At 71.6% G+C, this 12877-nt stretch carries 10 protein-coding genes; 5 read left to right on the forward strand and 5 right to left on the reverse strand.

Translation table 11 applies throughout. The features are described 5' to 3' along the window. Positions 1–263: 263 nt before the first annotated feature. The 4 genes from H9L41_RS12395 to H9L41_RS12410 form a co-directional block, all read right to left on the reverse strand. Positions 264–1592 carry an ATP-binding protein gene (locus tag H9L41_RS12395; RefSeq protein WP_028447024.1) on the reverse strand — a complete coding sequence of 443 codons (1329 nt, stop codon included), beginning with the start codon at positions 1590–1592 and terminating at the stop codon, positions 264–266. Then, positions 1589–2266, reverse strand: a complete 678-nt coding sequence (locus H9L41_RS12400; RefSeq protein ID WP_028447023.1) for a response regulator transcription factor — start codon at positions 2264–2266, stop codon at positions 1589–1591. Before H9L41_RS12400 ends, H9L41_RS12395 begins: the two co-directional genes overlap by 4 nt. Positions 2267–2405: 139 nt before the next feature. Beyond that, the gene (locus H9L41_RS12405) at positions 2406–4385 is read right to left on the reverse strand and encodes an LTA synthase family protein (protein WP_051319199.1); all 1980 of its coding nucleotides are present in this window, start codon (positions 4383–4385) and stop codon (positions 2406–2408) included. A gap of 507 nt (positions 4386–4892) precedes the next feature. Next, positions 4893–5177 (reverse strand): DUF2277 domain-containing protein, encoded by a 285-nt coding sequence (locus H9L41_RS12410; RefSeq protein WP_028447021.1) that lies wholly within the window; start codon positions 5175–5177, stop codon positions 4893–4895. A gap of 305 nt (positions 5178–5482) precedes the next feature. Here H9L41_RS12410 and amaB point away from each other — a divergent pair, with 305 nt between their 5' ends. The 5 genes from amaB to H9L41_RS12435 all read left to right on the forward strand — a co-directional run bounded on the left by amaB (position 5483) and on the right by H9L41_RS12435 (position 11651). Beyond that, complete coding sequence (gene amaB, locus H9L41_RS12415; RefSeq protein WP_028447020.1) at positions 5483–7057, forward strand: L-piperidine-6-carboxylate dehydrogenase; 1575 nt, start codon at positions 5483–5485, stop codon at positions 7055–7057. 233 nt (positions 7058–7290) lie between these two features. After that, positions 7291–7617, forward strand: coding sequence for a winged helix-turn-helix transcriptional regulator (locus H9L41_RS12420; protein ID WP_187523376.1), 327 nt, complete (start codon positions 7291–7293; stop codon positions 7615–7617). Further along, a complete protein-coding gene (locus H9L41_RS12425) occupies positions 7614–8183 on the forward strand; it encodes a hypothetical protein (RefSeq protein WP_187523377.1) in 570 nt (189 codons plus the stop codon). The genes H9L41_RS12420 and H9L41_RS12425 overlap by 4 nt, the downstream gene beginning before the upstream one ends. 216 nt (positions 8184–8399) lie before the next feature. Then, a complete protein-coding gene (locus H9L41_RS12430; protein WP_028447017.1) occupies positions 8400–8870 on the forward strand; it encodes a methylglyoxal synthase in 471 nt (156 codons plus the stop codon). Between the two features lie 171 nt (positions 8871–9041). Then, positions 9042–11651 carry a M1 family metallopeptidase gene (locus H9L41_RS12435; protein WP_051319198.1) on the forward strand — a complete coding sequence of 870 codons (2610 nt, stop codon included), beginning with the start codon at positions 9042–9044 and terminating at the stop codon, positions 11649–11651. Between the two features lie 213 nt (positions 11652–11864). On the opposite strand, the gene H9L41_RS12440 is transcribed toward H9L41_RS12435, so the two are convergent. Further along, positions 11865–12776 (reverse strand): LysR family transcriptional regulator, encoded by a 912-nt coding sequence (locus tag H9L41_RS12440; RefSeq protein WP_028447016.1) that lies wholly within the window; start codon positions 12774–12776, stop codon positions 11865–11867. Positions 12777–12877 lie beyond the last annotated feature (101 nt).

Below are 12877 nucleotides of genomic sequence, written 5' to 3' on the forward strand. Positions count from 1 at the left end.
GCAGCCGCCGTGGACTCGGGTGAGCGCACGGAGGAGCGGCTTCAGCCGCGAATGGTCGTTTCATCCGCCAGCATGGCCGGCTCCGCGATTCGCGGCTGAAGCCGCTCCTACAACACGGCCGCGGCATTGCCCAAAAATCGGGCAGCCCATTTAATCCATTTGAATTGAATGACTTAGACCGGTTTTCCACAGCCGATCCACACCCTTATGCCCGCCCGATGTGAATATGGTTATCAGACCGGGCGGCAATATGGAGCAATCGCTCAACGAACCGGCAACCATAAGGCGGCGCACAGGCCGCCGCTCTCGCGGCTGAAGGCCAGCCGACCGCCGTGCAAGGCCGCGACGCGGCGCACGATCGACAGGCCCAGCCCGCTGCCCGGCCGCGCACTCTCGCCGCGATAGAAGCGCTCGCCGAGCCGCTCGAGCACCGCGTCGGTCACGCCGCCGCCCTCGTCCTGCACCGTCAGCATCGCACCGCCATCCTCGCGCGCCAGCCGCACGGTGACCGTGCCGCCGGCCGGCGTATGCGCCACGGCGTTGTCGACCAGGTTGCGCAACGCCAGCCGCAGCAGGCCCGGCGCCGCATGCAGCACCAGCTCCTCGCCGTCGAGCGCCAGCTCGACGCCATGCGCCAGCGCCTGCGCCGCAGCGTCGGCCAGCACTTCGCGCGCCAGGCCCAGCAGGCCGCAGGCGCCGGCCTCGGGTACCGCCTCGAGGTGGTCGAGCCGCGCCAGCGTCAGCAGTTGGCCGGTCAGCCGCTGGGCGCGGTCGAGGCCACGCACCGCCTGGCGCAGCGCATGCCGGCGCGCCTCGTCGTCGGGCTCGGCGGCGGCCACCTCGACCTGGGCGCGGATGGCGGCCAGCGGCGTGCGCAGCTCGTGCGAGGCATCGGCGGTGAAGCGCCGCTCGTTGTCGAGCGCCACCTCGACCCGCCGCAGCAGCAGGTTGATCTCCTGCACCAGCGGCTCGACCTCACGCGGCGCGGCGGCGACAGCGACCGCCGACAGGTCGTCGTGGCGGCGGCCGGCGATCTGGCGCGACAGCTCCTTGAGCGGCGCCAGGCCGCCGCCGACCGCCAGCCAGAGCAGGCCGACCATCAACAGCAGCGACAGCAGCCAGGGCCCGAGCAGCCCGGCGGCGAGGCCGGCCGCCAGTTCGTCGCGCTCGTGCCAGGGCCGCGCCACGCCGAGCCAGCGGCCGCTGCCCGGCTCCTGCACGCGCAGCAGGCGCCAGCGCTCGCCGCGGGCCTCGACGGTCTGCAGCCGCGCCGGCTGCGCCTCGAAGCGCAGCGGCGGGGCGATCTCGCTGTGGAACAGCAAGCGGCCGTCGCTGCTCCAGATCCATGCGGCGAAGGCGTCGTCGTCGTCGAAGGCATTCAACCCCGGCGCGTCGACCGCCTCGTGCACCTTGCTGGTGTCGAGCGCGAGCAGGGTGGCGGCCACCTGCTCGAGCTGGTGGTCGAACAGTTCGTCGACCTCGTGCAGCATGAACCAGTAGGTCGCGCCGGCCAGCGCCAGCCAGACCGGCGCCAGCACGCCGAGCAGCAGCAGGATCAGGCGGCGCCGCAGCGAGCCCGCCGGCGCGCTCATGGCGAGCCTTCCGCCCGGGCCGGGTCGAGCAGGTAGCCCACCCCGCGCAGCGTCTTGATCCAGTCGGGGCCGAGCTTCTTGCGCAGGTGGTGGACGTGCACCTCGACCGCGTTGCTCTCGACTTCCTCGCCCCAGCCGTACAGCGCGTTCTCGATCTGCTCGCGCGACAGCGGCCGGCCCGGCTGGGCCAGCAGCAGCGCCAGCAGGTCGAACTCGCGCAGCGACAGCTCGAGCGGCGCATCGCCCAGCCGCGCGCTGCGCGCCGCCGGATCGAGCTGCAGCGCGCCGTGGCGCAGCAGCGGGTCGCTGCGGCCGGCGGCGCGGCGGGTCAGCGCGCGCAGGCGGGCGGCCAGCTCGGCGATCGCCACCGGCTTGACCAGGTAGTCGTCGGCGCCGGCGTCGAGCCCGGCGACGCGGTCGTCGAGCGCGTCGCGCGCGGTCAGCATCAGCACCGGCGTGGCGTCGCGGCGCTCGCGCAGCCGCTGCAGCAGGCTCAGGCCGTCGCGGCGCGGCAGGTTCCAGTCGAGCACCACGGCGGCGAAGCTTTCGGTCGTCAGCGCGAGGTCGGCGGCGACGCCGTCCGGCACCCAGTCGACCCGGAAGCCGGACTGGGCCAGGCCGGCACGCAGGCCGTCGCCGAGCAGGGAATCGTCTTCTACGAGCAGGATGCGCATGGGGCAAGTGTAGCGGGATCGAATGGAGGAAGTGGCGGGTCGCCCCGGCACGGCGGCGGCCCGGTCGGACCCGCTCGGACCCGGCCGGCCGCGGCGTGCCGCGCCACGGCCGGCCGGGCAGGGAGAGGAACCGCGGCGGCTAGTGCGCCTTCCAGGCCAGCCCGCCGTGGCCGTAGGCCCAGGCGGCGGCCTGGTACCAGGCGATCGCGTCGGCCGTCAGCTCGCGGTCGTCCGCCAGCCGTTCGGCCGTACCGGCCTCGAAATCCGGCCGCAGCGTGCGGGCGCCCTTGCGCGAATCGAGCTGGACCAGCTTGCCGTCGCGGATGAAGCCGAGATCCTGGTAGGTGCCGATGAAGGCGCGCTCGCGGCCCGGTTCGAGGTCGAACAGGTCGTAGCCGAGGAAGCGGCTGGTGTAGCTGAAGTTGAGCAGGCCCAGCAGCGTCGGCGCCAGGTCGGTCTGGCTGGCCAGGCGGCCGAACTCGGCCGGCTTGATGTGCTTGGGCGAGTAGAACAGCGCCGGAATGTGGTAGCGGTTGACCGGCAGATCGGTCTTGCCGGCGCTGGAGGCGCAGTGGTCGGCCACGATCAGGAACACCGTGTCGTCGAACCAGGGCCGGGTCGAGGCGCGGTCGATGAAGTCGCCGATGGCCCAGTCGGTGTACTTCACGCCGCCTTCGCGGCCCTGCTTGGAGGGGATGTCGATGCGGCCGTCCGGGTAGGTGAAGGGCCGGTGGTTGGAGGTGGTCATCACCTGCATGAACGAGGGCTTGCCGTCGGTCCAGGCCCGATCGGCCTCCTCGATCGCCTGGGTGAACAGGTCCTCGTCGGCCACGCCCCAGATGTTCTCGTGGTGGATGCGCTCGGCAGGGATGGCGGTGCGGTCGACCACCTGGTAGCCGTTGGCCGAGAAGAAGGCGTTCATATTGTCGAAGTAGCCGTAGCCGCCGTAGACGTAGCGCGCCTCGTAGCCCTTGGACTTGAACACCTCGCCGAGCGAGAACAGACCGGCGTTGCCGGGCCGCTTGACGATGGACTGGCCCGGCGTCGGCGGCACCGACAGCGCCAGCGCCTCCAGCCCGCGCACGGTGCGGGTGCCGTTGGCGTAGAGATTGGTCAGCAGCAGGCCCTGGGCGGCGAGCCGGTCCAGCCGCGGCGTGAGGCCCTGGTGGTTGCCGAAGCGGCTCATGAATTCGGCCGACAGGCTTTCGACCGAGATCAGCACCACGTTGAGCCGTTTTTCGGCGCCCGGGTAGGCGACGATGCGGGTCAGGTCGCGCGGCGCGGCGCTGGCCAGCCGCGCATGCGGCGTCGGCAGCTGGCGGCGCAGGCGGGCGAAGGCCTCGTCCAGCGGCAGGGCGCGGTAGAAGGTCGCGTAGTCGAGCTCGTTGTTATAGGCGGCGGCGAAGAACTCGTACACGCCGTTGCCGGCCAGTGCGTTGACGTAGCGGTTGTCCGAGCGGTCTTTCATGCGGGAATCGACGCCCTCGAAGGCCAGCAGCGGCAGCGCCAGCAGCAGCAATAGCCAGCCGAGCCGCTGGCCGTAGCGCGACGGCGCCTCGAGGCTGGCCCACAGCGCATGGCGCAGCCGCCAGGCGATCGCCAGCGCAGCCAGCGCCAGGCCGCCGAGGATGGTGCCGACCGGGTAGGACTCGCGGATGTTGCCGATCACCTCGTGGGTATAGAGCAGGTAGTCGACCGCGATGAAGTTGTAGCGCGAGCCGAATTCGTCCCAGAAGGTCCATTCGGCCGCCGCGTTGAACAGCATCAGGAACAGCCAGGCGACGGCACCGAGCAGCAGCGCCCAGCGCTGGACGCGGCTGCGGTAGAGCCGGTCGGGCAACGCGAACAGGTAGAGCGCGAGCGGGACGAAGAAATAGGCGGCCGCCACCAGATCGAACAGCAGGCCGATGCCGAAGACCTGCAGCAGGTGGCCGAAGCCGGGTTCGCCGGCGGCGCCGGCCTTGATCAGCAGCGCCAGCCGGGTCAGCTGCGAGATCGCCAGGAAAGCCAGCGCCAGCAGCCACAGCGGGCCGAAACGGTGGCGCAGGACGGCATCGCGGCGCAAGGCCGGGACGCGCACCGTGGACAGCGGCCAGGCGCGTTGCAGGGTCTTGTCCATGATCTAGACCCGTCCCTGGCGGCCAGCCGCGGTTTGCCGGCGGAGACGAGCGGTGGCGGCCGGATGGCCGGGATGGCGGGCGGGACGGAGGCGTTCATCGGCGGACGGACCTGGGCATTGGAACGGCCGCCATTGGAGCGCAGCAAGCTTAGGGGAAACTTAAGGAGCTTATTTCCCTGACCGAATATGCGTGCCCAGTGCGAATCAGCCCCTTTCCCGTGGCCGGGAGAGGCTCCCGCTTCCGCTACGCAGAAGCGGGGAAAGCGATGGGCAGTGGTTCGATGAACCGGCCCTCATCCGGCCCTCCGGCCCACCTCCCCCGCGCGCGGTGGAAGCGTGTGATCGCGCGCGCAGGGACCATGGTCAAAGGAGTAAGTCCCGAACTTAAGGAGCGTGCCCCATCAACGCCCGGGCCGAAGAGTAGTGGCCTCGGTCGTTCAATGCGCAGATCTCGGCGCCGAGCGGCATCGTCACCTTGCGCCGCTTCTCCGAGGGCCCCGAGGGCCGTCAGCCCTGGTTGCCGACGCGCCGGAAGCGCAGCGCCGAGCGCTCCTTCGCCTTCGCGGTCTCCTCCTCGCGCGTACGCGACCTGGCGCTGGTGACCAGCGAGCCGATCAGGGCCTCGGCCGAGGCCGCGATGTCCTGCACCGCGCGTTCGAACGCCGCCTCGTTCGCCTTCGACGGATGGGTGAAGCCGCTGAGCTTGCGCACGAATTGCAGCGATGCATCGTGGATTTCCTGCCGGGTGGCGGGCGGCTCGAAGTTGAACAGCGTCTTGATGTTGCGGCACATGGCGATTCCAGTGGGCGATCGGTTGCCGAATGATAGGCCCGCACCGCGGCGGAATGCCGGGCTCGGGGCCCGCGATGCCGGCCTGGCGCCGCCGCTGCCCAATTTTGCGGCAGGCCAGCCCGCGCGCCGGCCGCTCAAGTACTTGCCCGGCTTATCCACAGCCGGCCCACAAGCTTACTCACGGCTGACGTGGACAAGATCGGAACTGGAGAAGGCCGGCCCGACCGACTATGCTCGGCTCATCGGATCGTGGCGCCGGCCGGCCCCGCAGCGAGCGTCCGATCCAGCCCTCCAGAGAGACCCGCATGAGCCTGCCGCTCGACCTGATCGCCGACCTGCACCTGTCCGACCTCGCCGCCGAGCCGCTGTGGCCCTCGGCGCTGGTGGCCGGCGCCGCCCACTACGCCGACGCCGAGCCGCGCGAGATCTGCTCGCCGATCGACGGCCGCCCGCTCGGCCGCTATGCGCCCGCCACCGCCGGCCTGGTCAACCACGCGGTCGAGGCCGCCCACGGCGCCTTCCTCAAGTGGCGCAGCGTACCGGCGCCGCTGCGCGGCGAGCTGGTCCGCCGCATCGGCGACAAGGTGCGCCAGCGCAAGGTCGCGCTGGCCAGCCTGGTCACGCTCGAGGCCGGCAAGATCGCCAGCGAGGCCGAGGGCGAGGTGCAGGAATGGATCGACATCTGCGATTTCGCGGTCGGCCTGTCGCGCCAGTTGCACGGCCTCACCTTGGCCTGCGAGCGGCCGGCGCACCGGATGATGGAGCAGTGGCACCCGCTCGGCGCGGTCGGCGTGATCAGCGCGTTCAACTTCCCGGTCGCGGTATGGGCCTGGAACGCCATGCTGGCGCTGGTGTGCGGCGACGCGGTGGTGTGGAAGCCGAGCGAGAAGACGCCGCTGTGCGCGATCGCGGTGCAGCGGGTGATCGAGGAGGCGATCGACGAGATGGGCGAGGCGGTGCCGGCCCAGGTCTGCCAGCTGGTGCTCGGCGAGCGCGAGGCCGGCGAGCGCATCGCCGCCCACCCTTCCCTGCCGCTGGTATCGGCCACCGGCTCGACCCGCATGGGCCGCGCGGTGGCGCAGGCGGTGGCGGCGCGGCTGGGCCGCAGCCTGCTCGAACTGGGCGGCAACAACGCGATGGTGGTCAGCCCGAGCGCCGACCTGGAACTCGCGCTGCGCGCCATCGTGTTCTCGGCCGCCGGCACCGCCGGCCAGCGCTGCACCAGCCTGCGCCGGCTGATCGTGCACGAGAGCCTGATCGAGCCCCTGACCGCGCGGCTGGCGCAGGCCTTCGACAGCCTGCCGGTCGGCAATCCCGGCGACGAGGGCACGCTGGTCGGCCCGCTGATCGACGCCGAAGCCTACTGGGCCATGCAGCAGGCGCTGCAGGCGGCCGAACAGCAGGGCGGCCGGCTGGTCACCGGCGGCGAACGGCTGGCGGCCGGCGACGATCCGCGCCAGGCCTTCCTCGACCAGGGCTACTACGTGCGGCCGGCGCTGGTGCGGGTGCCCGGCAATATCGACGTGGTGCGCGAGGAGACCTTCGCGCCCATCCTCTACGTGATGCCCTACAGCGAGCTGCTCGACGCGATCGACCTCAACAACGGCGTGAGCCAGGGCCTGAGCAGCGCGATCTTCACCGACAGCCTGCGCGAGGCCGAGGCCTTCCTCGGCCCGGCCGGCTCGGACTGCGGCATCGCCAACGTCAACATCGGCACCAGCGGCGCCGAGATCGGCGGCGCCTTCGGTGGCGAGAAGGACACCGGCGGAGGCCGCGAATCGGGTTCGGACGCCTGGAAGAACTACATGCGGCGCGCCACCAACACCGTCAACTACGGCGATGCGCTGCCGCTGGCCCAGGGCGTGCGCTTCGAGGTCTGAACGGCCGTGAAACGTGACTCGCCGCTGCGCGGCGTCGGGTGAAACGTGAAACGTGTGCGGCGTTGCCGCACTCGAAATCACCGCCGCGCAGCGGCTGCTCCACGTTTCACGTTTCACCTTTCACGTTTCACCTTTCACTCCTTCTCAAACATGCCCTCCACCACCCCGCCCGCCCTCCACCCGCCGCCCGCCCGCCGATCTACGACGAAGACTGCGCCGAGCGCCGCATCGTCATGCTGCTCAACGCCAAGTGGGCCCCGCTGCTGCTGTGCGCGTTGCGCGCCGGCACCCTGCGCGCCAGCCAGCTGCAGCGCTGCCTGCCCGGCATCTCCAAGACCATGCTGACGCAGCGGCTGCGCGAGCTGGAGCGCGACGGCCTGCTGACCCGCGCCAGCGTGCCCGGCACGCCGCCGCAGGTCGAATGCACGCTGACGCCGCTGGGCCGGACCGTGGCCGAGCCGCTGGCCCAGCTGTGCGACTGGGCGGCGCGCCACGGCGACGAACTCGACGAGATCGAATGCAACCGGCTGACGGCCGGCGCGGCAGGAAAGCAATCTTGAACCTCGCCGAAGCCCTGCCCGATCGTCCCGCGCCCTCGCTCGCCGCCATGCCCGGCGCCGACTCAGCCGAGCGCGCCGCCGTGCTGGCGCTCATCGCCGGCTTCCTGGCCGGCATCGGCCTGCCGCTGCGCCGCACCGAGCTGACCGGTCCGACCTTCCTGCCCGGCGTCGACGTGATCGACGGCCGGCTGTGCTACGACCCGGCCCGGCTTGCCCACCCGGGCGACCTGCTGCACGAGGCCGGCCACCTGGCGGTGCTGGCGCCGGAGGTCCGCGCCGCGGCGCAGCACGACGTCGGCGCCGACGGCGGCTACGAGATGGCCGCCATCGCCTGGTCCTGGGCCGCGCTGGTCCACCTCGGCCTGGCGCCCGAATGGGTGTTCCACCGCGACGGCTACAAGGGCGAAGCGGACATGCTGCTGCAGGCCTTCCGCGACGGCGGCGGGGTCGGCGTGCCGATGCTGGCCTGGCTCGGCCTCACCGCCGATCCGGCCCGCCCGCACGACGACGGCCCGGTGTTCCCCGCCATGCGGCGCTGGCTGTGCGAAGCCGCGCCGGGCGGGTAGCGGCGACCCGCCACGCCCTCGCAGCCCGGAATTCATTCCGGCAGCGACGCCGATCGGGCGCGCCGCCGGAATGCCCGGCAAAGCGAGGCAGGCGCCGGATTGCGACCGCCGGAAACCGTTCCCGCCCGCTCGCCGCGACAGGTAGCGGCACGCTTTTGCCTACAGCGCAGGCCGGCCCTACCATGGCCTCCCGCCCAAGCACTGCCCGAAACCTGGATGGCCACCATGCAATACACCGAGATCGCGATGCAGCCCGGCAAGCGCCTGGCCCTGGTCGCCCACGACAACAAGAAGGCCGACCTGCTCGACTGGGCGCGCACCCACCGCGACCAATTGGCCGGCCACCGGCTGTGCGCCACCGGCACCACCGGCCGGCTGCTCGAGGCCGAGCTCGGCGTCGCGGTCGAGCGCTTCCAGAGCGGCCCGCTCGGCGGCGACCAGCAGATCGGCGCCCGCATCGTCGAGGGCGAGATCGACTTCCTGGTGTTCTTCTGGGACCCGCTCGAACCGCAGCCGCACGATCCCGACGTCAAGGCGCTGCTGCGCATGGCGGTGGTGTGGAACATCCCGATGGCCTGCAACCGCGCCACCGCCGACTTCCTGGTGTCCTCGCCGCTGATGGCGGCCGGCTACGTGCGGCGGGTGCCGGACTACGGCGGCCACCTGGCCCGGCCGATCGCGGGCTGAGCGGCACCGGCCGCCGCCGGTTGCGCGCCTGCAACGTGCGATAACGTCCACATCTCCGCCTTCGCGTCGATTGCAGCCAAATCGGCCGCCGCCGGCCGTCGCCGCCGGTCCTGCTTTGCTATAGTCGCAGCCCGCCCGGCCATCCCCGGGCCACTCGAACCAGGACCTCGCATGAACCGGCTGATCCGCCTTGTCGTGCTGGGCCTGCTGGCGCTACCCGCGCTGGCCGGCAGCGGCAAACCCGAACCGATGCGCCTGCCCGACGTGGCGACGCCGCTCGCCTACCGGCTCTCGCTCGAATTCGATCCGGCCAAGCCGCGCCATCGCGGCGATGTCGCCATCGACGTCGAGGTGCGCCAGCCTTCCGCCACGCTGCGGCTCAACGCCACCGACCTGGCGATCCGCTCGGCCCTGCTCGAGGCCGGCGGCCGCACGCTGCCGGCGCAGACCCGGCAGCTCGACGACGACCTGCTCGAACTGCGCTTCGCCGAGCCGCTGCCGACCGGCCGCGGCACGCTCAAGCTGCGCTTCGAGGGCAAGCTGCAGGACAAGGACGTCTACGGCCTGTTCCGCCAGAAGGAAGGCGGCGACTGGTACGCCTTCACCCAGTTCGAATCGACCGGCGCGCGGATGGCCTTCCCCGGCTTCGACGAACCGGGCTGGAAGGTGCCGTGGACCCTGTCGCTGACCGTGCCGGCCAAGCTGACCGCGGTCGCCAACACCCCGGTCGAGCACGAGACGCCGCAGGCCGGCGGCAAGAAGCGCGTCGACTTCAAGACCAGCCAGCCGATGCCGAGCTACCTGCTGGCCTTCGGCGTCGGCCCGTTCGACGTGCTCGACGGCGGCCGCGTCGGCAACACCGCGCTGCGCTACATCACCCCGCGCGGCCGCGCCGCCGAGGCGCAGTTCGCCGCCGGCATCACGCCCCGCATCGTCGAGCGGCTGGAAGCCTATTTCGGCATGCCCTATCCCTACGAGAAGCTCGACAGCCTGGTGCTGCCGGTGACGGTCAACTTCGGCGCGATGGAGAACGCCGGCCTGATCACCTATGCCTCCAACCTGATCATGGCCAAGCCCGGCGAGGAAACCGGCAAGTTCCGCCGCGACTACGTGGCGGTGGCCGCCCACGAGCTGTCGCACCAGTGGTTCGGCAACTACGTGACCATGGCCTGGTGGGATGACCTGTGGCTCAACGAAGCCTTCGCTTCCTGGATGGGCGACAAGATCACCGACCAGACGATGCCCGAATGGGGCTGGGACAGCAGCGTGCTGAACGCCCGCCGCGAGGCGATGTGGATCGACCGGCTGCAGTCGACCCGCCGCATCCACCAGCCGGTGCTGGTCAACCACGACCTCGGCGGCGCCTTCGACCACATCACTTACCAGAAGGGCCAGGCGGTGCTGGCGATGTTCGAGACCTGGCTCGGCCCCGAGCGCTTCCGTGCCGGCGTGCGCCGCTACATGGCGCGCCACGCCTGGGGCAACGCCACCGGCGACGACTTCCTGGCCGCGCTGGGCGCCGAGGAGCCGGCGCTGGCCGTCGCCTTCAGGACCTTCACCGAGCAGATCGGCATCCCGCGCGTGGCGGTCGAATTGTCGTGCGCCGGCAAGCCGACGCTCAAGCTGAGCCAGTCGCGCTTCCTGCCGCGCGGCTCGACCGCTCCCGCCGATGCGCGCTGGCAGGTCCCGCTCAGCGTGCGTACGCCGGCCGGCACCGCCCGCCTGCTGCTGACCGACAGGACCGGCGAGCTGGCCCTGCCCGATGCGAGCTGCCCGGCCTGGGTGCAGGCCAACGCCGGCGGCAGCGGCTATTACCGGCCGGTCTATGCGCCGGGCCAGTTGCAGCGGCTGATGCGCGACGGCAAGCCGACGGTGAACGAGATCCTGGCCGGCCTCGACGACGCCGCCGCGCTGACCGAATCGGGCGACCTGCCGCTGGCCGACGCGCTGGCGCTGGCCGAGCAGTACGCCGGCCATCCGCGCCGCGAGGTGGTCGAGGCGGCCGCCGAGATCCTGCTGCGGCTGCGCCCGCTGGTGACGCCCGAGCTGCGGCCCGGCTACGCCATGCTGTGGCAGCGCGCCTTCGGCCGCCAGGCCCATGCGCTGGGCTGGGCGGTGCAGCCCGGCGAGAGCGACGATGCGCGGCTGCTGCGCGTGCGCCTGCTCGAGCCGGTGGCCGAGCATGGCGGCGACATCCAGCTGCGCGAGGAAGCGCGGCGGCTGACCCGGACCTGGCTCAAGTCGCGCCGCACCATCGACGCTTCGGTGCGGCCGGTGATGCTGCGCGTGGCCGCGCTCGACGGCGACCGCAAGCTGTTCGAGGCCATGCGCGACGCGGCCCGGCGCAGCGACAACCGGCAGGAACGCACCGACCTGTACGGCGCGCTCGGCAACTTCCGCGCGCCCAAACTGGCCGAGGCCGCGCGCGGACTGCTGCTCGACCCTGCGCACGACATCCGCGAGGTGCGGCGGCCGTTCATGCGCAGCCAGAACGCCAACGAGGCGCTGCGGCAGGGCAGCCTGCGCTTCATCGAAACGCATTACGACGCGCTGGCCGGCCGGCTGGACCGCAACGGCCCCGGCGGCCTGCCGCGCGACCTGGACCGCGCCTGCAGCCGCGACGAGGCCGATGCATTCGAACGGGTGTTCGGCCCGCGCGCCGATCGCTATGAGGGCGGCCCGAAGACGCTGACGCAGACGCTGGAGACGGTGCGGCTGTGCGTGGCGTGGCGCGAGGCGCAGACGGCGGCGCTGGCGGAGTATCTAGGGGCGCGGCGCTGAGGCGGTCCTATCCACGCGGGTGGCCATCCTGAGTTGTCTGGGTTTGGCGGCAGTTCAGGTCGCCTCAGCCTGGTGGAAAGATGATCCGAAGGATCGGTGAGGGCTGCAGTTGAAACCACTGCACATCACTCACCCACAGCGCCTCTTTGCCCCCCACATCACGGCTGCGCGCCTGCCAGCAGTACATGATCGACACAAGCGCATGGCGGCAAGCTATTCCCCCGCCGCCACCGCCTCGAACTTCCCCACCAGGAAATCCAGCAGCCCGCGCACCCGCTGCGGCAGGTACTTGCTGCCGAGATAGACCGCATTGAGCGGCGCCGCCTCGCAGCGATAGCCAGCCAGCAGCGCCACCAGCCGGCCCTGCCGCAGATCGTCGGCCAGGTCGAGCGCCGACTTGCAGACGATGCCGGCGCCCTCGACCGCCCATTGCCGCACCAGCGCGCTGTCGTCGGCGCAGCGGTCGCCGCGGATCGGCACCGCGATCGCCTTCTTGCCCTCGTAGAACGTCCATGCCGTGCGCTGGCGGCCACCGCTGTAGAAGCTCAGGCAGTTGTGCCGCGCCAGCTCCTGCGGGGTCCGCGGCTCGCCGCGCGCCGCCAGGTAGGCCGGCGCGGCGCAGACCAGCTGGCGCGCCTGGTACAGCCGGCGCGCCACCAGCCGGGCGTCCTGCAGCGCGCCGTAGCGCAGCGCCAGGTCGACCTTGTCGCGCAGCAGATCGTGCAGGCCGTCGGACACGTGCAGCACCAGCCGCACCGCCGGATGCAGGCGCAGGAATTCGTCGAGCCAGGGCGACAGCACGGTGCGCGCCAGGTCGGACGGCGCGGCCAGGTGGACGTCGCCCGAGAGGCCGCGGCCGGCTGCGATGCGCGCCTCGCCGTCGGCCAGCGCGGCGAAGGCCTGCTCGCAGCTGTCGCGGAACTGCTCGCCTTCGGGCGTCAGCCGCAGCGCGCGCGTCGAGCGCTCGAACAGGCGCACCTGCAGCGCCGCCTCCAGCCGCTTGATCGCGGCGCTGGCGGCCGCCGGGGTGATCAGCAGCTGGCGCGCCGCGGTACTGAAGCTGCCGCTGTCGGCAGCGCGCAGGAACAGCTGGAGATCGGCCAGGCTGTAGCCTTTGGGAGTCATGGGCGGGTTCTCGCGGCTTTCAAATGGATATTGAAACTGAATGAATCCGGCGCACGATTATCAATCTGCCCCCGCAGCCGCACAATGCAGCCGTCTCCTCT

The sequence above is a fragment of the Chitinimonas koreensis genome (genome assembly GCF_014353015.1).
In the GTDB taxonomy this organism is placed as follows: Bacteria; Pseudomonadota; Gammaproteobacteria; order Burkholderiales; family Chitinimonadaceae; genus Chitinimonas; species Chitinimonas koreensis.

Coding starts and splice junctions, on each gene's coding strand:
- H9L41_RS12395 (WP_028447024.1), bottom strand. CDS start 1,592: ATGAGCGCGCCGGCGGGCTCGCTGCGGCGCCGCCTGATCCTGCTGCTG.
- H9L41_RS12400 (WP_028447023.1), bottom strand. CDS start 2,266: ATGCGCATCCTGCTCGTAGAAGACGATTCCCTGCTCGGCGACGGCCTG.
- H9L41_RS12405 (WP_051319199.1), bottom strand. CDS start 4,385: ATGGACAAGACCCTGCAACGCGCCTGGCCGCTGTCCACGGTGCGCGTC.
- H9L41_RS12410 (WP_028447021.1), bottom strand. CDS start 5,177: ATGTGCCGCAACATCAAGACGCTGTTCAACTTCGAGCCGCCCGCCACC.
- amaB (WP_028447020.1), top strand. CDS start 5,483: ATGAGCCTGCCGCTCGACCTGATCGCCGACCTGCACCTGTCCGACCTC.
- H9L41_RS12420 (WP_187523376.1), top strand. CDS start 7,291: ATGCTGCTCAACGCCAAGTGGGCCCCGCTGCTGCTGTGCGCGTTGCGC.
- H9L41_RS12430 (WP_028447017.1), top strand. CDS start 8,400: ATGGCCACCATGCAATACACCGAGATCGCGATGCAGCCCGGCAAGCGC.
- H9L41_RS12435 (WP_051319198.1), top strand. CDS start 9,042: ATGAACCGGCTGATCCGCCTTGTCGTGCTGGGCCTGCTGGCGCTACCC.
- H9L41_RS12440 (WP_028447016.1), bottom strand. CDS start 12,776: ATGACTCCCAAAGGCTACAGCCTGGCCGATCTCCAGCTGTTCCTGCGC.